Annotated in this window: 15 protein-coding genes, 1 tRNA gene, 3 rRNA genes and 1 other annotated feature; of the genes, 12 read left to right on the top strand and 7 right to left on the bottom strand. The window is 52.5% G+C overall.

Annotated features, from left to right (window positions below; translation table 11 throughout):
* Nucleotides 1–10: 10 nt before the first annotated feature.
* Nucleotides 11–1,234 (bottom strand): diguanylate cyclase DgcN/YfiN, encoded by a 1,224-nt coding sequence (dgcN, locus tag MKleb_RS20740; RefSeq protein WP_025107355.1) that lies wholly within the window; start codon nt 1,232–1,234, stop codon nt 11–13.
* Nucleotides 1,227–1,736 (bottom strand): regulatory sequestration protein YfiR, encoded by a 510-nt coding sequence (locus MKleb_RS20735; protein ID WP_004853313.1) that lies wholly within the window; start codon nt 1,734–1,736, stop codon nt 1,227–1,229. The genes dgcN and MKleb_RS20735 overlap by 8 nt, the downstream gene beginning before the upstream one ends.
* A 344-nt stretch (nt 1,737–2,080) precedes the next feature.
* On the opposite strand from MKleb_RS20735, the gene aroF reads away from it, so the two are divergent.
* From aroF to MKleb_RS20720, 3 genes are all read left to right on the top strand, one after another.
* On the top strand, nt 2,081–3,151 hold the full coding sequence (aroF, locus tag MKleb_RS20730; RefSeq protein ID WP_014226435.1) for a 3-deoxy-7-phosphoheptulonate synthase AroF: 1,071 nt from the start codon (nt 2,081–2,083) through the stop codon (nt 3,149–3,151).
* Nucleotides 3,152–3,160: 9 nt separating this feature from the next.
* Nucleotides 3,161–4,282, top strand: coding sequence for a bifunctional chorismate mutase/prephenate dehydrogenase (gene tyrA, locus MKleb_RS20725; RefSeq protein ID WP_025107357.1), 1,122 nt, complete (start codon nt 3,161–3,163; stop codon nt 4,280–4,282).
* Between the two features lie 68 nt (nt 4,283–4,350).
* On the top strand, nt 4,351–5,223 hold the full coding sequence (locus MKleb_RS20720; protein ID WP_025107358.1) for an SMP-30/gluconolactonase/LRE family protein: 873 nt from the start codon (nt 4,351–4,353) through the stop codon (nt 5,221–5,223).
* Here the strand turns inward: MKleb_RS20720 and pheA are convergent.
* The 4 genes from pheA to bamD all read right to left on the bottom strand — a co-directional run bounded on the left by pheA (nt 5,220) and on the right by bamD (nt 7,986).
* Nucleotides 5,220–6,380 (bottom strand): bifunctional chorismate mutase/prephenate dehydratase, encoded by a 1,161-nt coding sequence (gene pheA, locus MKleb_RS20715; RefSeq protein ID WP_004853306.1) that lies wholly within the window; start codon nt 6,378–6,380, stop codon nt 5,220–5,222. The two genes, MKleb_RS20720 and pheA, sit on opposite strands and share 4 nt — an antisense overlap.
* Nucleotides 6,381–6,410: 30 nt before the next feature.
* Nucleotides 6,411–6,535, bottom strand: a sequence feature (Phe leader region).
* Nucleotides 6,487–6,534: a pheA operon leader peptide PheL gene (pheL, locus tag MKleb_RS20710; protein ID WP_101706155.1), complete on the bottom strand. Its 48-nt coding sequence runs from the start codon at nt 6,532–6,534 to the stop codon at nt 6,487–6,489. It overlaps the preceding feature by 48 nt.
* 106 nt (nt 6,536–6,641) lie before the next feature.
* On the bottom strand, nt 6,642–6,977 hold the full coding sequence (gene raiA / locus MKleb_RS20705) for a ribosome-associated translation inhibitor RaiA (protein WP_004104616.1): 336 nt from the start codon (nt 6,975–6,977) through the stop codon (nt 6,642–6,644).
* 271 nt (nt 6,978–7,248) lie between these two features.
* Nucleotides 7,249–7,986 carry an outer membrane protein assembly factor BamD gene (bamD, locus tag MKleb_RS20700; RefSeq protein WP_217076168.1) on the bottom strand — a complete coding sequence of 246 codons (738 nt, stop codon included), beginning with the start codon at nt 7,984–7,986 and terminating at the stop codon, nt 7,249–7,251.
* A gap of 132 nt (nt 7,987–8,118) precedes the next feature.
* Between bamD and rluD the strand changes: the two genes are divergently transcribed.
* From rluD to MKleb_RS20655, 9 genes are all read left to right on the top strand, one after another.
* The gene (gene rluD / locus MKleb_RS20695; protein WP_004853302.1) at nt 8,119–9,099 is read left to right on the top strand and encodes a 23S rRNA pseudouridine(1911/1915/1917) synthase RluD; all 981 of its coding nucleotides are present in this window, start codon (nt 8,119–8,121) and stop codon (nt 9,097–9,099) included.
* Entirely contained in the window at nt 9,096–9,827 is a 732-nt protein-coding gene (yfiH, locus tag MKleb_RS20690) for a purine nucleoside phosphorylase YfiH (RefSeq protein WP_025107359.1), read from the top strand. Before rluD ends, yfiH begins: the two co-directional genes overlap by 4 nt.
* Before the next feature lie 127 nt (nt 9,828–9,954).
* Nucleotides 9,955–12,528: an ATP-dependent chaperone ClpB gene (gene clpB, locus MKleb_RS20685; protein WP_014226431.1), complete on the top strand. Its 2,574-nt coding sequence runs from the start codon at nt 9,955–9,957 to the stop codon at nt 12,526–12,528.
* Nucleotides 12,529–12,981: 453 nt separating this feature from the next.
* Nucleotides 12,982–14,521: ribosomal RNA gene (locus MKleb_RS20680) — 16S ribosomal RNA — on the top strand.
* 87 nt (nt 14,522–14,608) lie between these two features.
* Nucleotides 14,609–14,683 (top strand) — tRNA-Glu (locus tag MKleb_RS20675).
* Nucleotides 14,684–14,873: 190 nt separating this feature from the next.
* Nucleotides 14,874–17,779: ribosomal RNA gene (locus MKleb_RS20670) — 23S ribosomal RNA — on the top strand.
* A 100-nt stretch (nt 17,780–17,879) separates the two neighbouring features.
* A 5S ribosomal RNA gene (rrf, locus tag MKleb_RS20665) occupies nt 17,880–17,995 on the top strand.
* Together the 16S, 23S and 5S rRNA genes with 1 tRNA gene alongside form the textbook arrangement of a ribosomal RNA operon.
* Nucleotides 17,996–18,257: 262 nt before the next feature.
* Nucleotides 18,258–18,713, top strand: a complete 456-nt coding sequence (locus MKleb_RS20660) for a DUF4385 domain-containing protein (protein WP_014230413.1) — start codon at nt 18,258–18,260, stop codon at nt 18,711–18,713.
* Nucleotides 18,714–18,986: 273 nt separating this feature from the next.
* Nucleotides 18,987–20,285 carry an MFS transporter gene (locus tag MKleb_RS20655; RefSeq protein WP_217076167.1) on the top strand — a complete coding sequence of 433 codons (1,299 nt, stop codon included), beginning with the start codon at nt 18,987–18,989 and terminating at the stop codon, nt 20,283–20,285.
* Nucleotides 20,286–20,287: 2 nt separating this feature from the next.
* Here the strand turns inward: MKleb_RS20655 and MKleb_RS20650 are convergent, their stop codons facing one another.
* Nucleotides 20,288–20,614 carry a YfiM family lipoprotein gene (locus tag MKleb_RS20650; RefSeq protein ID WP_014839230.1) on the bottom strand — a complete coding sequence of 109 codons (327 nt, stop codon included), beginning with the start codon at nt 20,612–20,614 and terminating at the stop codon, nt 20,288–20,290.
* Between the last annotated feature and the right edge of the window lies 1 nt (nt 20,615).

The following is a 20,615-nucleotide window of genomic DNA, read 5'->3' as shown; positions in this document are numbered from 1 at the left end:
GTGATTCCTTTTATTTTTGCGTTTGCTGTAAGCGCTGGTGTTTCATCCGATACATATTTTGATCGGCAAGCTCTTGCAGATTTTCCGCTGAGGTATGTTCCCAGGTTAAAGCGTAACCAATGCTCAGTGACAGGCTGGCGGTGTGGCCATTGTGTAGATTAAACGGTGGGATAAACTGTTCGGACAACGCGCTGCACAGTGCCCGAACTTCGGTTTCTGAATGAACATCCCGTAGCAGAATGGCAAATTCATCGCCGCCGAGACGCCATGCCTGATGCTGTTTACCGACAAAGGCCATCAGGCGGCTCGCGACCTCAATTAACACTTTATCGCCGGCTGCGTGGCCCCAGTTGTCGTTAATAAGCTTGAAGTTATCGCCATCAAGAAATAACAGCGCAGAATGACTTTGGGCGGTTTCATCCTTCATCAGATCATTAATCACATTCCGGAAAGCCGCTCTGTTAGCCAGCCCGGTTAGCGGGTCGTGTAATGAACTGCGCAGGAGCTGGGCGTTTTTAGCCTGAAGCTGCCGCTGCCAGTCCTCCATTTCACCCAGCAGGCTATTGAAGTCCTGGGCGAACAGGTGGAATTCTTCAATGCGCTCTTCGGGCACCCGGCGGGAGAAATGGCGATTTTCGCGGATGTCATGTACCACCTCGGTAATGCTCTGTAACGCAGCCACAATGCCGCGATGCAGCGAGTGGGTAAGGAGCAAGGCGATGCAGGAAGCCAGAAAAATGCTGCTGGTGAGCACAATAATAGAGATACCAAGAAAATAGCTTATCAATCTGTCCAGCGCGGTCAGACGGAGTTCACCGATAATTTTTCCCTGGTGCAGGATAGTTTGCACCGTGGGTTTCGGGAAGAGCCATTTGCTGATGACGTCGCTGATTTTATCCTGACTGACCAGACCATCGTTATGCCATGAGGCGAAGGGTCTTTGCCGGCCATCGACCAGAATTGCTTGAGAAAATTGCCCCTGTCTGCCCAGAGTGGCCAGCGTGTCTTCAGCCGCTGCGCTATCGCCAAAAACGAGCGCTGCTTCCAGGCTACGGCCCATGGTGGCAGCGGTAAGTTCCAGGTTTTTTTGGGCGTATTGCTTGAGTGTAAATATGGAAGCGGTGCAGAGTAACAGCCAGACCAGTGTCATAGAGATCACCACGCTTATCATGCTGATACGGCGCAGCGCTCTTTTAAATGTGGGGCGCGGGGCCTGAGAAAAATCCTTATTCATGTGATGTTTTCCGGGCAAGCATCAGCACCTCGGGATTAACCCGAACGCCGCTGTGCGTCAGTACATCCAGATTTACGGAAAATCTGACTCTCTCATTGTTGATGAGCAGGCAAAAAGCGCTGCCAATAGAGCAATCGGTGTTTTGTTCCGCAATAAGTAATAGGGGCCGGTTTCCATATTTGGCCGTAAATTCAGACTGTTGGGTCGGCGATTCACTGCCAAAATAAAAACCATCGCAGGTCGTCTGTAAGGCTTCTTGTGTATTACGAACAATCACGGGTTTATAAGGCAATATTTCCGGAGCGTCTTCGGCCAGGCTATGGATATATCGTGATGTTGAAAAAATACAGAGCCTTGGAGGACCGGATAATTGCGGCCAGCGAGTATAAGTCACGATCCCCGAAACGATTGTCCGAACATTTTCAGACGGTCCGGAGGCAACAGCAGAGATACCCACGAGTGATAGTACTAAAGTCAAAAAGAGACGGTGAAGAACAGTCATTACGGTTCCGTCAGATTGTCATAGCGTGGGGGATGCAGATTGCTGAAACCCGGGCGAAGAATAGCATTGTTGAGGAAAATCGTCATTAGCCAGCCTCGCCGCTTTGAGATAATTCTTACCAGGATTTTTCGTAAAAGAAATTCGTGGAAGCAGGGAAAAACTGGCGTTTAATGACTCACTGTAAATAATTTTATACGCATTGAGTGAAATACAGCGCGATTTAATTCCTATGTGTAAATTAAAATTTACGGAATATGGATTGAAATCTTTACTCTGTGTGGTATCGTTACGTCATCCTCGCTGAGGCAATAACTATCGCAAACGAGCTATACAGGATCGCAATCATGCAAAAAGACGCGCTGAACAACGTACACATTACCGACGAACAGGTTTTGATCACTCCGGATCAGTTGAAGGCTGAATTCCCTCTTAGCGTTGAGCAGGAGGCGCAGATCGCGCAGTCTCGCCAGACCATCTCCAACATCATCGCCGGCCGCGATCCGCGTCTGCTGGTGGTATGTGGCCCTTGTTCGATCCACGATCCTGAAACCGCCATTGAGTACGCTCGTCGTTTTAAAGCCCTTGCCGAAGAGGTCAGCGATAGCCTCTATCTGGTCATGCGCGTCTATTTTGAAAAACCCCGCACCACCGTTGGCTGGAAAGGGCTGATTAACGATCCGCATATGGATGGTTCGTTTGATGTGGAAGGCGGCCTGAAGATTGCGCGCCGTCTGCTGGTTGAACTGGTCAATATGGGGCTACCGTTGGCGACGGAAGCGTTGGATCCAAACAGTCCTCAGTATCTCGGCGATCTGTTTAGCTGGTCTGCTATCGGCGCGCGTACGACCGAATCCCAGACTCACCGTGAGATGGCTTCTGGCCTGTCGATGCCGGTAGGGTTTAAAAACGGCACCGATGGCAGCCTTGCCACGGCAATTAACGCAATGCGCGCTGCCGCGATGCCGCACCGTTTCGTCGGCATCAACCAGGCCGGACAGGTGTGCCTGCTGCAAACGCAGGGCAACCCGAACGGTCACGTCATTCTGCGCGGCGGGAAAGCGCCAAACTACGGCCCGGAAGATGTTGCGAAGTGTGAAAAAGAGATGACTCAGGCGGGACTGAAGCCATCGCTGATGGTAGATTGCAGCCATGGGAATTCTAATAAAGACTACCGCCGTCAGCCTGCGGTTGCGGAATCCGTGGTCGCGCAGATTAAAGATGGTAACCGTTCCATTATTGGTCTGATGATTGAGAGCAATATCCACGAAGGTAACCAGTCCTCTGAGCAGCCGCGTTGCGATATGAAATACGGCGTCTCAGTGACCGATGCCTGCATTAGTTGGGAAACCACCGATGCACTGCTCCGCGAACTTGATAAGGATCTGCGAGGCCATCTGGCGGCTCGTCTGGCGTAAGAGGATGATATGGTTGCTGAACTGACCGCATTGCGCGATCAAATTGATGAAGTCGATAAGGCGCTGCTGGAACTGCTGGCTAAGCGCCTGGAGCTGGTAGCGGAAGTCGGAGAGGTTAAAAGCCAATATGGCCTGCCCATTTACGTTCCTGAACGTGAATCGGCGATGCTGGCGTCCCGGCGCGAGGAGGCTGCTGCGCTTGGGGTCCCGCCGGATCTTATTGAAGATGTTTTGCGTCGCGTCATGCGGGAGTCTTATTCCAGCGAAAACGATAAAGGTTTTAAAACGCTTTATCCGAGCCTGCGTCCGGTCGTGATTGTTGGCGGCGGCGGGCAAATGGGGCGTCTATTTGAGAAAATGCTGACGCTTTCCGGATATCAGGTTCGTATCCTTGAAAAAGACGACTGGTCGCGGGCGGAAGAGATTGTCGCCGATGCCGGTATGGTTATCGTCAGCGTGCCGATTCATATCACGGCGGCAACGATTGCTCAGCTACCACCGCTGCCGGCGGACTGCATCCTGGTCGATTTGGCCTCGGTAAAAGCGGAACCGCTGCAGGCGATGCTGGCCGCGCACAAAGGTCCGGTATTGGGGTTACACCCCATGTTTGGGCCGGATAGCGGCAGCCTGGCGAAGCAGGTGGTGGTGTACTGCGATGGCCGCCAGCCCGAAGCGTATCAGTGGTTCCTGGAGCAAATTCAGGTCTGGGGCGCGCGGCTCCATCGTATCAGCGCCGTCGAACACGATCAGAATATGGCCTTTATTCAGGCGTTGCGCCACTTTGCGACCTTCGCTTACGGCCTGCACCTCGCCGAAGAGAATGTGCGTCTTGAGCAACTTCTGGCGCTGTCGTCGCCTATTTATCGTCTGGAACTGGCGATGGTTGGCCGGCTGTTTGCCCAGGATCCGCAGCTCTATGCTGACATTATTATGTCCTCGGAAAATAATCTGGCGCTGATTAAGCGATACTACCAGCGCTTCGGTGAAGCTATCGGCCTGCTGGAGCAGGGGGATAAACAGGCGTTCATCGATAGCTTCCGTAAGGTTGAGCACTGGTTCGGTGACTATGCCCAGCGCTTCCAGAGCGAAAGCCGGACGTTGCTGCGCCAGGCAAATGATAATCGGCAGTAAGTCGTCAAACACGTATACAATAAAGCCAGAGGGGTGACCCGCTGGCTTTTTTTATAGGGATGAAAACGATGGCTGAACCACAACCGCTGTTTGATTACACCGGGCATTTACCGGAATGTCCGACCTGGAGCGAAGCCGAACAGGCATTGTACTGGGCCGATATTATGGAATGCGAGATTCATCGCTACGACGTGCAGACGGGTGAACATCAGGTTCTGCAATTTCCCGAGGAGCCCGGCTGTTTTGCCCTGCGCGAGAAGGGCGGTTTTATCGTCGCTTTACGCAGCGGTATCTGGCTCACTGATGCGCATGGTCTTCTACAGCGCAAAGTCTGCGATAACCCCAGTAACCCGCAATTAGCGCGCTTTAATGATGGTGGAACCGATCGTGACGGCCGCTTTTATGCCGGGACTTTCTGGGGGCCGGGAGATTTTAATGGCGCGCTCTTAGTGCGCATCGATAACGATCTCTCCCCGCAGGTTATCCAGTGCGATATTCACGGCGCTAACGGTCTGGCGTTTAGCGAAGACAAACGTTGGATGTATACCTCGGATACGCCAAATGCCGTTATCTATCGAACACCTCTCGATGAGCGGGGCGAGGCGGGTAAACGTGAGGTCTTCCTGCGCTTTCAGCCGGGAGAGGGGATTCCAGACGGCGCGGCCATCGATGCTGAAGGTTGCTACTGGAGCGCGATGTTTGACGGCTGGCGTATTGCGCGCTTCTCGCCGACGGGCGAGCAGCTGGAGGAGCATCGTCTACCGGTGCGTTGCCCGACGATGGTCTGTTTTGGCGGAGCGGATATGAAGACGCTCTACATTACCACCACGCGGGAGAATATGGATGCCGACGAAGTGGCGAAATATCCGCTTTCCGGCGCGATCTTCACCCTGCCAGTTGCCGTGGCAGGGATGAAGAAATTGCCGTTTATCGAACGTTAAACCGGGTCGACCGGTACCACGTTTTCGCTGGCATAGCAGCCCAGCACTTTCATTGAACGCGTTATCTCGGCCAGCTCTTTTAATGCCTTGCGCATTGGCAGTGATTCCAGGTTGGCCTGGATATCCAGATAAAACATCTCTTCCCACGGATTACCGTGAATGGGGCGTGATTCCAGCTTGGTCATGATCAGATTATGGTTTCGCAGCACCAGCAGCGCTTCAACCAGGGCCCCGGCTTGCTGGCCGGTGGCCATCAACAGCGTGGTTTTCGCGGGGACCTGATCGGAGACTTCCACCGCTTTACGCGCCAGAACCAGGAAGCGGGTGATGTTTTGCGTCTGGTTCGCCTGACAATGTTCCAGGACCTGCAAACCGTGCAGCGCTCCGCCTGCTTCGCTGCCCAGGGCTGCAACGGTCGGCGATTTAGCCTGAGCGACTTTTTCCATCGCTGAGGAGGTGCTGTCGGTATATTCAATGTTCCAGTGCGGATAGCGGCTCAGATACTGGCTGCACTGCTGAAACGGCTGCGGATGGCTGTAGACCGTCGTAATCTGTTGCGCATCGGTGGACGTTGAGACCAGCACGCAGTGATCGATAGGCAGCGTCAGCTCGCCCACGATGGATAAGCTGGTGTGCTGCAGAAGATCGTAAACATCATTGATGCCGCCGGAACTGGTATTTTCAATAGGAACGACGGCATAGTCAGCCTGGCCGGTCTCCACTTGCTCAAAGATATCGGCGAACTTCGCGCAGCCGCTTTCGATAAACTGTTCAAAGTGGCGGGCGGCATACTGACGAGCCGCAAGGTGCGAATATGAACCTTTAGGTCCGAGGAATGCCACCCGCGCGGAGTGCGGATTAATTTTATTCAGGTGCTGTTGCAGCAGCGTTTGTTGGGTAAGGACCGAGTCTTCAATGATCAGCTGGAACAGGCGCGTGATGTAATGGGCATCAAGATGGTGTTTTTTCCCCAGCGTCATCAGGCGTTCCAGCAGGTCCCGCTCGCGGTCGATATCCCGCACCGGCCGGTGCGATGCCAGCTTGGCTTTGCCGACCTCGACGGCCAGGCCGCGGCGCTCAGCCAGCAGCGCAAGCAGTTTCTCATCCAGAGCGCTGATCTTATCGCGTAGGGCCAGTAATGGGTTTTCCTCGGTCATATGTGTTGCCTTTCTTGTTATTGATTATCAATAAAAAAGGCCTCCCGTTTGGGAGGCCTTGTTGTTCGTCTTCGCATTCTTTATCACACGACGAATTGCCTCCCATTCAGGGGAAGGTAAAAAAGAATGCGAAGAAAAACGGGATCAGTTTCACGATGAATTCCTTGAGTTAGTGGGGATTACAGTACCTGTACTGTTTTCACTCTGTCAATAAAAAACGCGCCCGAAGGCGCGTGGCATGACACAAGCTTAAGTTAAGGATTACTCTTCTTCTTCCACAAAGCCTGCCTCTTTCACCGACGTTGCGGCGCGGCGGGCTTCCCCTTTGTGTTGCACTTTATTGAGCTGCCGTTCCAGCTTGTTGATCAATTCGTTAATTGCGGCATACATGTCTTCGTGCCGTGCGCTGGCGACCAGGTGCCCGTTTGGCGTATTGATGGTTGCGTCAGCGACAAAACCCTGCGGCTCCTTAGAGAGGATGATGTGCGGGTTAATTAAGTGGGTTTGCCATTTATCCAGTTTGGCGAGACGGTCTGCGACGTGCTGGCGGATTGCCGGAGTAATTTCCATTTGTTTACTGGTAATGTTCATTGTCATAAATTTTACCTCTTGTCTTTCCCGTCTTGGTAAACTCAGCATACCTCGCCCAATGTCAAAATGCGTGATTTAAATCACATTTTATTGTCACTTTTTGTCAACAAATCTGTTTTGTGAGACAGGACAGGAACAGGTGAGATTTTACTTGTGGAATGGAAGAAAGAGAGCCATATTTGATGAGTTAACTCGGCGCTAAACCGCTTCAGCTTAACGATTTAACGAATAAAAAAACGGCAGCCACTCGGCTGCCGTTTTGCTTATCTAAGGGCTATCAGGTGTTCTTGCTGTTAGCCGCGATGATTTTCGCAACCTTGTCCGCCTGCGCGTTCATCTGCATCTGACGGTAGGCGTTTTCCATTTTCGGAAGCGCGTCGCGGGTGGCCTGCGTATCCGGATAGTTACGCAGCATGCCGTCTACGCGGTTAACGACCGCAACCCATGCGCCACGATCGGTATAGTAATCCACGACCGACAGCTCGTACTTCGCCAGACGATCTTTCAGGAACACCATACGCTTGTAGGCGTCAGTAGCGTACTGGCTGTTAGGATAGCCACGAACCAGTTTGGAGAAGTCGTTAAAGGCATCGCGCGCGCGTTGTGGATCGCGGTCAGAACGATCGACACCGAAGAAGCCCTGCAGCGCACTGTCATCCAACGCCATATTTGTCAGACCACGCATATAAATGACGTAATCAATGTTAGGATGGGTAGGGTTCAGGCGCACAAAGCGATCGATAGCTGCCTGAGCCAACGGCAGATCGGCGTTTTTGTAGTACGCATAAATCAGATCCAACTGTACCTGTTGGGAATAAGGACCAAAGGGATAACGGTTATCCAACGCTTCCAGTTGCGTTATTGCCTGTTTCCAGTTACCGTCCTGCAGCTTTTGCTGAGCGGTCGCGTAGATCTCATTCGGCGGATTATCGGGCACCTCCTCCTTTGAGCCAGAGCAACCCACCAAAGCCAGGCTCAGTGTGGCTGCTGCCACCAGGTATTTCATGCGCGTCATGACGTTTTGACTTCCTCAAAATGTTTATGCGGGAGAATCTCTGTTCCTGCTCCCGATTAAGACCAGCTACAATAGCACACTATATTAAACGGCAAAGCCGTAAAACCCAACGTTAAAACGAAGAAGCTGTATATGGCACAACGAGTACAACTCAACGCAACGGTGTCCGAAAATCAACTCGGACAACGCTTAGATCAGGCTTTGGCCGAATTGTTCCCGGATTATTCGCGTTCGCGCATAAAAGAATGGATCCTTGACCAGAGAGTGCTGGTAAACGGCAGCGTCAGCGACAAGCCGAAAGAGAAAGTGCTGGGGGGAGAAACGATTGCTATCGATGTTGAAATCGAAGAAGAAGTCCGTTTCCAACCACAGGATATTCCGCTCAATATCGTTTATGAAGATGATGACATCCTCGTAATTAATAAACCGCGCGATTTAGTTGTGCACCCTGGCGCGGGCAACCCTGACGGTACTGTGCTGAATGCGCTGTTGCACTACTATCCGGCCATTGCTGACGTGCCGCGTGCGGGGATCGTGCACCGTCTTGATAAAGACACCACCGGCTTGATGGTGGTCGCGAAGACCATTCCGGCGCAAACCCGCCTGGTGGAATCCCTGCAGCTGCGCGAAATCACCCGCGAGTATGAAGCGGTGGCGATTGGTCACATGACCGCTGGCGGAACGGTGGAAGAACCGATTAGCCGCCACCCGACCAAGCGTACGCATATGGCGGTACATCCTATGGGAAAACCGGCGGTGACGCACTATCGGATCATGGAGCATTTTCGCATTCATACTCGTCTGCGTTTGCGCCTGGAGACCGGCCGTACGCATCAGATTCGCGTACACATGGCGCACATCACTCACCCGCTGGTGGGCGATCAGGTCTATGGCGGGCGCCCGCGTCCGCCTAAAGGCGCATCGGAAGAGTTCATCACCGCTCTGCGTAAGTTCGATCGCCAGGCCCTGCATGCCACCATGCTGCGTTTATACCATCCGATCAGCGGCATTGAGATGGAATGGCATGCGCCAATTCCACAGGATATGGTTGATTTGATTGATGCCATGCGCGCTGATTTTGAAACCCATAAAGACGATATTGACTGGCTATGACTAAACTGATTGTACCGCAATGGCCAATGCCGGAAGGCGTGGCAGCCTGTAGTTCCACGCGCGCTGGTGGGGTGAGTTTGTCGCCATACGATTCACTTAACCTCGGAGCCCATTGCGGAGACAATCTGCAGCACGTAGAAGAGAACCGTCGGCGCATGTTCGCCGCTGGCGGTCTTCCGTCATACCCGGTGTGGCTGGAGCAGGTTCACGGTACGGCAGTGTTAAAGCTCGATGGCGGGCCGTACCCGTCAAAGCGCGCTGATGCTTCATACTGCAATGTGCCGGGTACGGTATGCGCGGTGATGACCGCTGATTGCCTGCCGGTGCTTTTTTGCAACCGCGCGGGAACGGAAGTTGCGGCTGCTCATGCCGGCTGGCGGGGCCTTTGTGAAGGCGTGCTGGAAGAAACCGTGGCCTGTTTTGCCGATAAACCGGAAAACATCATGGCCTGGCTTGGGCCCGCCATTGGGCCGGACGCGTTTGAGGTTGGTCCGGAGGTGCGTGAGGCTTTTATGGCAAAAGATACTCAGGCGGAGCGCGCATTTCGTCCTGCAGGTGAAAAGTATTTTGCTGATATCTATCAGCTTGCGCGTCAGCGGCTGGCGAGCGTTGGCGTTGAGCAGATTTTTGGCGGTGACCGCTGTACCCTCAGCGAAAAAGATGATTTTTTCTCTTATCGTCGCGACAAGACGACGGGTCGTATGGCAAGTTTCATCTGGCTGATATAACCTCCCGAACTAAGACGATCCAGAAGGCAAACTTATTTTTGCATAGTTCAGGTCTTTAACCTTGAATAATTGAGGGATGACCTCATTTAATCTCCAGTAGCAAATTTGACCTGTTATGGGAGGAGTTATGCGTCTGGATCGTCTTACCAATAAATTCCAGCTTGCTCTTGCCGATGCCCAGTCCCTTGCACTCGGGCACGACAACCAATTCATCGAACCTCTTCATCTTATGAGCGCCTTGCTGAATCAGGAAGGGGGATCGATACGTCCTTTATTAACTTCGGCGGGCATCAATGCCGGAGAGTTGCGCACCAATATTGAACAGGCGTTGAGCCGATTGCCGCAGGTGGAAGGTACCGGCGGCGATGTTCAACCGTCCCAGGATTTAGTGCGTATCCTGAACCTTTGCGACAAGCTGGCGCAAAAGAGAAAGGACAACTTTATTTCGTCAGAGCTGTTCGTTCTGGCAGCGCTTGAATCACGCGGCACGCTGACCGACCTTTTAAAATCCGCCGGGGCCACAACCGCCAACGTGAGTCAGGCGATCGAACAAATGCGCGGAGGTGAAAGCGTGAACGATCAGGGAGCCGAAGACCAACGTCAGGCCTTGAAAAAATTTACCGTCGATCTGACCGAACGTGCCGAGCAGGGCAAGCTTGACCCGGTGATTGGCCGCGATGAAGAAATTCGTCGTACGATTCAGGTTCTGCAGCGCCGTACCAAAAACAACCCGGTGCTGATTGGTGAACCCGGTGTAGGTAAAACGGCCATTGTTGAAGGGCTGGCGCAGCGGATCGTCAACGGTGAAGTGCCGGAAGGGCTGAAGGGGCGCCGGGTGCTGGCGCTCGATATGGGCGCGCTGGTGGCGGGTGCCAAATACCGCGGTGAGTTTGAAGAGCGCTTAAAAGGCGTTCTGAATGACCTCGCCAAGCAGGAAGGCAACGTCATCCTGTTTATCGATGAGCTGCACACCATGGTGGGTGCGGGTAAAGCGGACGGCGCAATGGACGCCGGTAACATGCTGAAACCGGCGCTGGCGCGCGGTGAGCTGCACTGCGTGGGCGCTACGACGCTGGATGAATATCGCCAGTACATTGAGAAAGACGCCGCGCTGGAACGTCGTTTCCAGAAAGTATTCGTGGCGGAGCCGACCGTTGAAGATACCATTGCGATTTTGCGTGGTCTGAAAGAACGTTATGAACTGCACCACCACGTGCAGATCACCGACCCGGCGATCGTTGCGGCAGCCACGCTGTCTCATCGCTATATCGCCGACCGACAGCTGCCGGATAAAGCTATCGACCTGATCGATGAAGCCGCATCCAGCATTCGGATGCAGATTGACTCAAAACCGGAAGAGCTGGACAGACTCGACCGTCGCATCATTCAGCTCAAGCTGGAACAGCAGGCGCTGAAGAAAGAGTCTGATGAAGCCAGCATTAAGCGGCTGGATATGCTGAATGAGGAGCTGGCCGATAAAGAACGTCAATATTCAGTCTTAGAAGAAGAGTGGAAGGCTGAAAAAGCATCGCTCTCCGGAACCCAGACGATTAAGGCTGAGCTGGAACAGGCGAAAATCGCGATTGAGCAGGCGCGTCGCGTCGGCGATCTGGCGCGGATGTCCGAGCTGCAGTACGGCAAAATCCCGGAGCTGGAAAAACAGCTGGCGGCGGCAACGCAATCCGAAGGCAAGACGATGCGTCTGTTGCGTAATAAAGTTACGGATGCGGAAATCGCGGAAGTGTTGGCTCGCTGGACGGGTATCCCGGTGGCCAGAATGCTGGAAGGCGAGCGTGAGAAGCTGCTGCGTATGGAGCAGGAGCTGCATAGTCGCGTCATTGGTCAGAATGAAGCGGTTGAAGCGGTATCGAATGCAATCCGCCGTAGCCGTGCCGGATTATCCGATCCTAATCGTCCAATCGGCTCGTTCCTGTTCCTGGGCCCTACCGGTGTAGGTAAAACAGAACTCTGTAAAGCGCTGGCCAACTTTATGTTTGATAGCGACGATGCGATGGTACGTATCGACATGTCAGAGTTTATGGAGAAACACTCCGTTTCACGTCTGGTTGGGGCGCCTCCGGGATACGTCGGTTATGAAGAAGGCGGCTATCTCACTGAAGCGGTCCGCCGTCGTCCTTATTCCGTCATCCTGCTGGATGAAGTGGAAAAAGCGCATCCGGATGTCTTTAACATTCTGCTGCAGGTACTGGACGATGGACGTTTGACTGACGGGCAGGGGAGAACGGTCGACTTCCGCAATACGGTCGTCATCATGACCTCTAACCTCGGTTCGGATCTCATTCAGGAACGTTTTGGGGCTCTGGACTATAGCCACATGAAAGAGCTGGTTCTGGGCGTGGTTAGCCAAAGCTTCCGGCCGGAGTTTATCAACCGTATTGATGAAGTGGTGGTATTCCACCCGTTAGGTGAAAAACACATTGCTTCTATTGCACAGATTCAGCTGCAGCGGTTGTATAAACGACTTGAGGAACGCGGCTATGAAGTTCACCTCTCTGATGAGGCACTGAAGCTGCTGAGCGAAAACGGTTACGATCCGGTTTATGGCGCACGTCCTCTGAAACGTGCTATCCAGCAGCAGATCGAAAACCCGCTGGCGCAGCAGATTCTCTCTGGAGAGCTGATACCGGGTAAAGAAGTGCAGCTGGTTGTGAAAAACGACCGGATAGTGGCAGTGCAGTAAATCACAAAACAGCAAAAACGGGCCCGCTGGGCTCGTTTTTGTTTAAAAACCAGGCGATAATGTATTCTCAGCTGCAGCTTTGGTTGAAAAATAAGCGGGTGGAGTTTTTTTTTGAAATTCCTCTTGCCACTTCAGAATTACTCCCTATAATGCGCCTCCACTGACACGGAACAACGGCTTACAGCCCGCCGGGTCAGCGGGATTCAGCGATGAATGCCGGCAGAGAAAAGCAAAAATAAGCGCTTGACTCTGAATGAGGAAAACGTATTATACGGGACCTCGCAACGGTGAGCGAAAGCCGCGTTGCACTGCTCTTTAACAATTTATCAGACAATCTGTGTGGGCACTCAAAGTGACATGGATTCTTAATGTCTTCGGACAATAAATGAATACCAACTCTCTGAGTGAACATACGTAATTCATTACGAAGTTTAATTCACGAGCATCGAACTTAAATTGAAGAGTTTGATCATGGCTCAGATTGAACGCTGGCGGCAGGCCTAACACATGCAAGTCGAACGGTAGCACAGAGAGCTTGCTCTCGGGTGACGAGTGGCGGACGGGTGAGTAATGTCTGGGAAACTGCCTGATGGAGGGGGATAACTACTGGAAACGGTAGCTAATACCGCATAACGTCGCAAGACCAAAGAGGGGGACCTTCGGGCCTCTTGCCATCAGATGTGCCCAGATGGGATTAGCTAGTAGGTGGGGTAACGGCTCACCTAGGCGACGATCCCTAGCTGGTCTGAGAGGATGACCAGCCACACTGGAACTGAGACACGGTCCAGACTCCTACGGGAGGCAGCAGTGGGGAATATTGCACAATGGGCGCAAGCCTGATGCAGCCATGCCGCGTGTATGAAGAAGGCCTTCGGGTTGTAAAGTACTTTCAGCGGGGAGGAAGGCGATAAGGTTAATAACCTTGTCGATTGACGTTACCCGCAGAAGAAGCACCGGCTAACTCCGTGCCAGCAGCCGCGGTAATACGGAGGGTGCAAGCGTTAATCGGAATTACTGGGCGTAAAGCGCACGCAGGCGGTCTGTCAAGTCGGATGTGAAATCCCCGGGCTCAACCTGGGAACTGCATTCGAAACTGGCAGGCTGGAGTCTTGTAGAGGGGGGTAGAATTCCAGGTGTAGCGGTGAAATGCGTAGAGATCTGGAGGAATACCGGTGGCGAAGGCGGCCCCCTGGACAAAGACTGACGCTCAGGTGCGAAAGCGTGGGGAGCAAACAGGATTAGATACCCTGGTAGTCCACGCTGTAAACGATGTCGACTTGGAGGTTGTTCCCTTGAGGAGTGGCTTCCGGAGCTAACGCGTTAAGTCGACCGCCTGGGGAGTACGGCCGCAAGGTTAAAACTCAAATGAATTGACGGGGGCCCGCACAAGCGGTGGAGCATGTGGTTTAATTCGATGCAACGCGAAGAACCTTACCTACTCTTGACATCCAGAGAACTTAGCAGAGATGCTTTGGTGCCTTCGGGAACTCTGAGACAGGTGCTGCATGGCTGTCGTCAGCTCGTGTTGTGAAATGTTGGGTTAAGTCCCGCAACGAGCGCAACCCTTATCCTTTGTTGCCAGCGATTCGGTCGGGAACTCAAAGGAGACTGCCAGTGATAAACTGGAGGAAGGTGGGGATGACGTCAAGTCATCATGGCCCTTACGAGTAGGGCTACACACGTGCTACAATGGCATATACAAAGAGAAGCGACCTCGCGAGAGCAAGCGGACCTCATAAAGTATGTCGTAGTCCGGATTGGAGTCTGCAACTCGACTCCATGAAGTCGGAATCGCTAGTAATCGTGGATCAGAATGCCACGGTGAATACGTTCCCGGGCCTTGTACACACCGCCCGTCACACCATGGGAGTGGGTTGCAAAAGAAGTAGGTAGCTTAACCTTCGGGAGGGCGCTTACCACTTTGTGATTCATGACTGGGGTGAAGTCGTAACAAGGTAACCGTAGGGGAACCTGCGGTTGGATCACCTCCTTACCTTAAAGAACCTGCCTTTGTAGTGTCCACACAGATTGTCTGATAGATGTAAAGAAGCAAGACGGCTGCGAAGTCGCGACACCTCGTGTCCCCTTCGTCTAGCGGTTAGGACTCCGCCCTTTCACGGCGGCAACAGGGGTTCGAATCCCCTAGGGGACGCCACTTGCTGGCTGTGAGTGAAAGGCACAACCAACCGATATCTCAAAACTCATCTTCGGGTGACGTTTGAGATATTTGCTCTTTAAAAATCTGGATCAAGCTGAAAATTGAAACGACACACAGTTAATGTGTGTTCGAGTCTCTCAAATTTTCGCGACACGACGATGTTTTACGAAACATCTTCGGGTTGTGAGGTTAAGCGACTAAGCGTACACGGTGGATGCCCTGGCAGTCAGAGGCGATGAAGGACGTGCTAATCTGCGAAAAGCGTCGGTAAGGTGATATGAACCGTTACAGCCGGCGATGTCCGAATGGGGAAACCCAGTGCAATTCGTTGCACTATCGTTTGATGAATACATAGTCAAACGAGGCGAACCGGGGGAACTGAAACATCTAAGTACCCCGAGGAAAAGAAATCAACCGAGATTCCCCCAGTAGCGGCGAGCGAACGGGGAGCAGCCCGGAGTCTGAATCAGCTTGTGTGTTAGTGGAAGCGTCTGGAAAGTCGCAGGGTACAGGGTGATACTCCCGTACACTAAAACGCACAGGTTGTGAACTCGAAGAGTAGGGCGGGACACGTGGTATCCTGTCTGAATATGGGGGGACCATCCTCCAAGGCTAAATACTCCTGACTGACCGATAGTGAACCAGTACCGTGAGGGAAAGGCGAAAAGAACCCCGGCGAGGGGAGTGAAAAAGAACCTGAAACCGTGTACGTACAAGCAGTAGGAGCCCACTAGTTGGGTGACTGCGTACCTTTTGTATAATGGGTCAGCGACTTATATTCTGTAGCAAGGTTAACCGTATAGGGGAGCCGCAGGGAAACCGAGTCTTAACTGGGCGTTAAGTTGCAGGGTATAGACCCGAAACCCGGTGATCTAGCCATGGGCAGGTTGAAGGTTGGGTAACACTAACTGGAGGACCGAACCGACTAATGTTGAAAAATTAGCGGATGACTTGTGGCTGGGGGTGAAAGGCCAATCAAACCGGGAGATAGCTGGTTCTCCCCGAAAGCTATTTAGGTAGCGCCTCGTGAACTCATCTTCGGGGGTAGAGCACTGTTTCGGCTAGGGGGTCATCCCGACTTACCAACCCGATGCAAACTACGAATACCGAAGAATGTTATCACGGGAGACACACGGCGGGTGCTAACGTCCGTCGTGAAGAGGGAAACAACCCAGACCGCCAGCTAAGGTCCCAAAGTCATGGTTAAGTGGGAAACGATGTGGGAAGGCCCAGACAGCCAGGATGTTGGCTTAGAAGCAGCCATCATTTAAAGAAAGCGTAATAGCTCACTGGTCGAGTCGGCCTGCGCGGAAGATGTAACGGGGCTAAACCATGCACCGAAGCTGCGGCAGCGACACTATGTGTTGTTGGGTAGGGGAGCGTTCTGTAAGCCGTTGAAGGTGGCCTGTGAGGGTTGCTGGAGGTATCAGAAGTGCGAATGCTGACATAAGTAACGATAATGCGGGTGAAAAACCCGCACGCCGGAAGACCAAGGGTTCCTGTCCAACGTTAATCGGGGCAGGGTGAGTCGACCCCTAAGGCGAGGCCGAAAGGCGTAGTCGATGGGAAACAGGTTAATATTCCTGTACTCGGTGTTACTGCGAAGGGGGGACGGAGAAGGCTATGTTGGCCGGGCGACGGTTGTCCCGGTTTAAGCATGTAGGCGGATGTTCCAGGTAAATCCGGAACGTTACTAACGCTGAGGTGTGATGACGAGGCACTACGGTGCTGAAGTGACAAATGCCCTGCTTCCAGGAAAAGCCTCTAAGCATCAGGTAACATCAAATCGTACCCCAAACCGACACAGGTGGTCAGGTAGAGAATACCAAGGCGCTTGAGAGAACTCGGGTGAAGGAACTAGGCAAAATGGTGCCGTAACTTCGGGAGAAGGCACGCTGATGGTAAGTGAAGCGACTTGCTCGTGGAGCTGAAATCAGTCGAAGATACCAGCTGGCTGCAACTGTTTATTAAAAACACAGCACTGTGCAAACACGAAAGTGGACGTATACGGTGTGACGCCTGCCCGGTGCCGGAAGGTTAATTGATGGGGTTATCCGTAAGGAGAAGCTCTTGATCGAAGCCCCGGTAAACGGCGGCCGTAACTATAACGGTCCTAAGGTAGCGAAATTCCTTGTCGGGTAAGTTCCGACCTGCACGAATGGCGTAATGATGGCCAGGCTGTCTCCACCCGAGACTCAGTGAAATTGAACTCGCTGTGAAGATGCAGTGTACCCGCGGCAAGACGGAAAGACCCCGTGAACCTTTACTATAGCTTGACACTGAACACTGGTCCTTGATGTGTAGGATAGGTGGGAGGCTTTGAAGTGTGGACGCCAGTCTGCATGGAGCCATCCTTGAAATACCACCCTTTAATGGCTGGTGTTCTAACGTGGGCCCCTGATCGGGGTTGCGGACAGTGTCTGGTGGGTAGTTTGACTGGGGCGGTCTCCTCCTAAAGAGTAACGGAGGAGCACGAAGGTCAGCTAATCCTGGTCGGACATCAGGAGGTTAGTGCAATGGCATAAGCTGGCTTGACTGCGAGCGTGACGGCGCGAGCAGGTGCGAAAGCAGGTCATAGTGATCCGGTGGTTCTGAATGGAAGGGCCATCGCTCAACGGATAAAAGGTACTCCGGGGATAACAGGCTGATACCGCCCAAGAGTTCATATCGACGGCGGTGTTTGGCACCTCGATGTCGGCTCATCACATCCTGGGGCTGAAGTAGGTCCCAAGGGTATGGCTGTTCGCCATTTAAAGTGGTACGCGAGCTGGGTTTAGAACGTCGTGAGACAGTTCGGTCCCTATCTGCCGTGGGCGCTGGAGAATTGAGGGGGGCTGCTCCTAGTACGAGAGGACCGGAGTGGACGCATCACTGGTGTTCGGGTTGTCATGCCAATGGCATTGCCCGGTAGCTAAATGCGGAAGAGATAAGTGCTGAAAGCATCTAAGCACGAAACTTGCCCCGAGATGAGTTCTCCCTGACCCTTTAAGGGTCCTGAAGGAACGTTGAAGACGACGACGTTGATAGGCCGGGTGTGTAAGCGCAGCGATGCGTTGAGCTAACCGGTACTAATGAACCGTGAGGCTTAACCTTACAACGCCGAAGATGTTTTGGCGATTTGAGAGATTTTCAGCATAGATTACAGATTTTCGGGAACGAAAGATAAAAGATTCGTTTCTGACAACAGAATTTGCCTGGCGGCGACAGCGCGGTGGTCCCACCTGACCCCATGCCGAACTCAGAAGTGAAACGCCGTAGCGCCGATGGTAGTGTGGGGTCTCCCCATGTGAGAGTAGGGAACTGCCAGGCATCAAACAAGTGAAGAGCCCATCCTGACGGATGGGCTCTTTGCGTTTTTGTCGTCTGAACCGACCGGACATCGGTTTACCCATAAAACCCAACTCCGCGGTCATTTCTGCCTTTTACTCCCTGCTTTCATCCACATCTTCATAATAATAACCTGCCGGTTTTATGCGGGCTCTCTGTATAAATATACAGAAGATTCCACTAGCCACACTTCAGTCTTATGTACCAGGCTTATAACGTGTATCAGCCAGCCCGTGAGAAAATAATGGCCATTAAGCCTTTTAATTACCAGCAAGACTTTTCCAGCATCGATTTTCGCCAGCATCCGGAGTTTTATCAGGTAGGAAGAGGTGAACAGGGCGTGTTGTTGGTTGAACCCTATAAAAGCGAAATTCTTCCCTACTGGCGCTATAAAGATGAAGCATCGGCGATTGAATCTGCGAGGAAAATTTATCAGCTCTTCGAGTTCTATCGACAGCAGAATGATTTTGTCGGTATGGATATGGCGCGCAAATTTATTCAGATGGGCTACACCCGGGCAAGGCGTTATGCCAATTACAAAGGCGGTAAAAAATACGCGAAGGAGGGGCACCTGAATTCGCGAGGTAATGATCCTGTTAAGGCGGCAGCTGCGGCAGTTTTCAAACAATGGTGGGATAAGCTTCGTCAGGATGAAGATTATCTCCAGCGAAAAAAGAAACATCAGGCTCATTGGGGATAATTTTCAGCATCGATCTTCCCGCCCCACATAAATTTGTGCCGCAATATCGCCTGTATAAAAACCTGTTCTGGCCCGCTATTCACCATATTTCACTTTGCTAATCCTGATGAATCTCCTTTTAATCGCGAAAACCTGCAGTACGAAAAAAAATGTGAATGGCATCACAAACTAAAAAATAACAATTATATAACATTTAATTTACTAATCGATTTGTCTGATTGAGCGGGGTCACCCGACGCGGCAGATTGCAGTCTTTGCTGGAGCAGAATTACAATGACAGAAAGCAGTATTAGCGAACGCGGATCCCAGGATCAGGGTGATACCCGGCGCCGTATATGGGCAATTGTGGGGGCGTCATCAGGGAATTTGGTGGAATGGTTTGATTTCTACGTCTATTCATTTTGCTCACTCTACTTTGCGCACATCTTCTTTCCTTCTGGCAACACCACTACGCAATTGTTACAAACTGCAGGGGTATTTGCGGCGGGTTTTCTGATGCGTCCGATCGGGGGATGGATATTCGGGCGCATTGCCGATCGTCGTGGACGTAAAACCTCTATGCTTATCTCCGTATGCATGATGTGTTTTGGTTCACTGGTGATTGCCTGCCTGCCGGGTTATGCAACGATAGGGACCTGGGCCCCGGCTCTGCTGCTACTTGCACGCCTGTTCCAGGGCCTGTCCGTTGGCGGAGAATACGGTACCAGCGCGACCTATATGAGCGAAGTCGCGGTGGAAGGAAAGAAAGGTTTCTATGCCTCATTTCAATACGTCACGCTGATTGGTGGGCAACTTCTGGCCGTGCTTGTTGTGGTTGCCTTGCAGCAGATCCTCAGCGATGAAGAGCTTCATGCCTGGGGATGGCGTATCCCGTTTGCTCTTGGCGCAGTCCTGGCTATTGTTGCCCTGTGGCTGAGACGACAGCTGGACGAAACGTCTAAACAGGAAACGCGCGCGTTAAAAGAAGCGGGATCGTTTAAAGGATTATGGCGTAACCGTAAGGCATTTATCATGGTGCTCGGATTCACTGCCGCAGGGTCGTTAAGCTTTTATACCTTTACAACCTATATGCAGAAATATCTGGTCAACACCGCAGGCATGAGCGCGGGTACCGCCAGCATGATTATGACCGCTGCCTTATTTGTTTATATGCTTGTTCAGCCGCTTTTCGGCGCGCTTTCGGATAAGATTGGCCGCCGGACCTCAATGCTCTGTTTTGGCGTACTCGTCACCGTCTTCACTGTCCCGATTCTCAATGCATTACAGAACGTGAGTTCACCGTATGCGGCATTTGCTTTAGTGATATGCGCCCTGTTGATAGTAAGCTTCTATACCTCAATCAGCGGCATTCTGAAGGCCGAAATGTTTCCGGCTCAGGTTCGTGCCCTGGGGGTTGGACTCTCTTATGCGGTGGCCAATGTGCTATTTGGCGGCTCGGCAGAGTATGTCACGCTGTCGCTAAAATCAGCGGGAATTGAGCACGCCTTTTACTGGTACGTGACCGTCATGGGCGCGATTGCCTTCCTGGTCTCCCTGACGCTGCATCGTAAAGGCAAGGGGCTACGTTTGTAGCATTACTGATGTGCCAGCTGCCATACCGCATAGCCGGTAGTGGCACCTGCCACATCCCAGGCAAAATCTTTCCAGCTCCAGCCGCTCCCTGACGGGCGGCTGTCCCATAGCTCCTTCGATGCCCCTAAGCTCACGGAAAACATAAAGCCTATAGCGGCACTCCGGTCGCGGCTATAGCCCTGATGCTGGGCATATTCGTTGCCTGCGGCGGAAAGCATGGCTGAGGCGAGGAAGTGTTGGGCTTTATCCTGGCCGCTCCATGAATCATTAGCCATATGGCTGCAGCCAGTCAGTAATAATAGTGGGGCAATAAGCATGATGACGCGCATA

Source organism: Klebsiella sp. PL-2018 (genome assembly GCF_019048985.1).
GTDB classification, from domain to species: domain Bacteria; phylum Pseudomonadota; class Gammaproteobacteria; order Enterobacterales; family Enterobacteriaceae; genus Klebsiella; species Klebsiella michiganensis.
Note: the sequence above shows the minus strand (reverse complement) of the source record. Positions and strands in the feature narration are given on the sequence as shown.

What these genes read in the sequence shown, in the direction of transcription:
- MKleb_RS20735 (WP_004853313.1), bottom strand. Translation starts at nt 1,736, where the DNA reads ATGACTGTTCTTCACCGTCTCTTTTTGACTTTAGTACTATCACTCGTG.
- raiA (WP_004104616.1), bottom strand. Translation starts at nt 6,977, where the DNA reads ATGACAATGAACATTACCAGTAAACAAATGGAAATTACTCCGGCAATC.
- tyrA (WP_025107357.1), top strand. Translation starts at nt 3,161, where the DNA reads ATGGTTGCTGAACTGACCGCATTGCGCGATCAAATTGATGAAGTCGAT.
- MKleb_RS20720 (WP_025107358.1), top strand. Translation starts at nt 4,351, where the DNA reads ATGGCTGAACCACAACCGCTGTTTGATTACACCGGGCATTTACCGGAA.
- aroF (WP_014226435.1), top strand. Translation starts at nt 2,081, where the DNA reads ATGCAAAAAGACGCGCTGAACAACGTACACATTACCGACGAACAGGTT.
- pheA (WP_004853306.1), bottom strand. Translation starts at nt 6,380, where the DNA reads ATGACCGAGGAAAACCCATTACTGGCCCTACGCGATAAGATCAGCGCT.
- yfiH (WP_025107359.1), top strand. Translation starts at nt 9,096, where the DNA reads ATGACTAAACTGATTGTACCGCAATGGCCAATGCCGGAAGGCGTGGCA.
- MKleb_RS20660 (WP_014230413.1), top strand. Translation starts at nt 18,258, where the DNA reads ATGGCCATTAAGCCTTTTAATTACCAGCAAGACTTTTCCAGCATCGAT.
- dgcN (WP_025107355.1), bottom strand. Translation starts at nt 1,234, where the DNA reads ATGAATAAGGATTTTTCTCAGGCCCCGCGCCCCACATTTAAAAGAGCG.
- MKleb_RS20650 (WP_014839230.1), bottom strand. Translation starts at nt 20,614, where the DNA reads ATGCGCGTCATCATGCTTATTGCCCCACTATTATTACTGACTGGCTGC.
- bamD (WP_217076168.1), bottom strand. Translation starts at nt 7,986, where the DNA reads ATGACGCGCATGAAATACCTGGTGGCAGCAGCCACACTGAGCCTGGCT.
- MKleb_RS20655 (WP_217076167.1), top strand. Translation starts at nt 18,987, where the DNA reads ATGACAGAAAGCAGTATTAGCGAACGCGGATCCCAGGATCAGGGTGAT.
- rluD (WP_004853302.1), top strand. Translation starts at nt 8,119, where the DNA reads ATGGCACAACGAGTACAACTCAACGCAACGGTGTCCGAAAATCAACTC.
- clpB (WP_014226431.1), top strand. Translation starts at nt 9,955, where the DNA reads ATGCGTCTGGATCGTCTTACCAATAAATTCCAGCTTGCTCTTGCCGAT.